The organism is Hyphomonas polymorpha PS728, assembly GCF_000685315.1.
Classification (GTDB): domain Bacteria; phylum Pseudomonadota; class Alphaproteobacteria; order Caulobacterales; family Hyphomonadaceae; genus Hyphomonas; species Hyphomonas polymorpha.
In genome coordinates this window covers 1-1,146 of the sequence record NZ_ARYM01000059.1, presented here as the reverse complement: position 1 = coordinate 1,146, position 1,146 = coordinate 1, and the positions used below count along the sequence as shown (strand labels likewise).

The 1,146-nt window shown below is 61.6% G+C and carries 2 protein-coding genes; both read right to left on the bottom strand.

Annotated elements, in window-relative coordinates; all coding sequences use genetic code 11:
• On the bottom strand, window positions 1-602 hold a 602-nt coding region (locus tag HPO_RS19365; protein ID WP_035602892.1), incomplete at its 3' end, for an HK97 family phage prohead protease.
• Window positions 592-1,146, bottom strand: a 555-nt coding sequence (locus HPO_RS19360) for a phage portal protein (RefSeq protein ID WP_035602890.1), incomplete at its 5' end; no start/stop codon positions are given. The genes HPO_RS19365 and HPO_RS19360, both read right to left, overlap by 11 nt.

The window sequence follows — 1,146 nt, the reverse complement described above, 5'->3', positions numbered from 1 at the left end:
GCCCAGGCGGCATCAAGGCCGGACTGGACCGCAAGCGAACGGATCGCTTCATTGGTCTGCGCGCGCGTTTGCGTGGCAGGGGTTGCCGGGGTTTCCGGCGTAAGGTTTTCGTCTTCCATGTTCGGAATAGTCCTAACAGTAGCGCCGGGGTCGGCAGGGACCGGAACGAATGATATTTCCATCGGGGTCCATTTTTGGGCCGTCCGGAGGCGGCCCCCATTTTGATCGGTAGAGTCCGCCCATTTCTGGACGGAATAGCCGATGCTCACATGACGGATGATTCCAGCGGCGACGTCGGCAATGATGGTCGATGCGCGCTCAGAGAATTTTATCTTTGCATAGCCTTTGCCGCCGCGCACTTCGGCGCTGACCACAACGCCGATTACATCGGCCAGGCTTCCCTTGCGATGGGAGTCGAGAACGTGGGCGCCAACCAGGCGCGAAAGGTCCACGGCGTCCGGCGTCATGGCCAGGCGTTCGGTGTAGCCGGGGCGCAGCACATCGGCGCCGGTTGAGAAAATCACCTCAACGGTGCGCTCTTCGGAGTTGAACGTAGAGGGCGCGAATGACGCCGCGCGGCGTTCGATAAGGTCAAGCGTCATCGTCAGACTCCGGAGGATTGGGCGTGGCACTGCCGAACGCGAGGCCAAGGGACTCTTCCCTCGCCTTGTCGGCTGCAATTTCGGCGTCCAGCTCTTCGATAGCCCAGCCTTGTGCGCTGACGGCCTGACGGCGCGACATGAGGCCGGACGCGATGGCCTCTTTCGTGGCCTGCACATCTTTCAGAGGGTCCACCCAAGGCATTGCAGGCGGGTGGAATTCCACAGCCATGTAATCGGCAACGCTGGACTCAAAGTCTTCGGCGGCCACGGCGCCGGAGAGAATGGCGGACGTGACAAAGCGTTCCCAAAGCGGGCGCATCACCTGCGGGATCAAGAGCGTGTATTGTTGGCGTTCGATAGTCGCGCGAAACTGGATCAGCGCGGCGCGAAGGCTCGAATAATTGGCCCTGCTGACATCGCCGGTCAGCATGAATTCCGGCACGCCAAGGCCAGCGGCAACGGCGCGAAGCTGGGCTTGCAGGTATTCCGTGGACTGTTGGGCCTGTTGCGGGCTGTTGAATTTGACGTCCATGCCGGGCGGCAA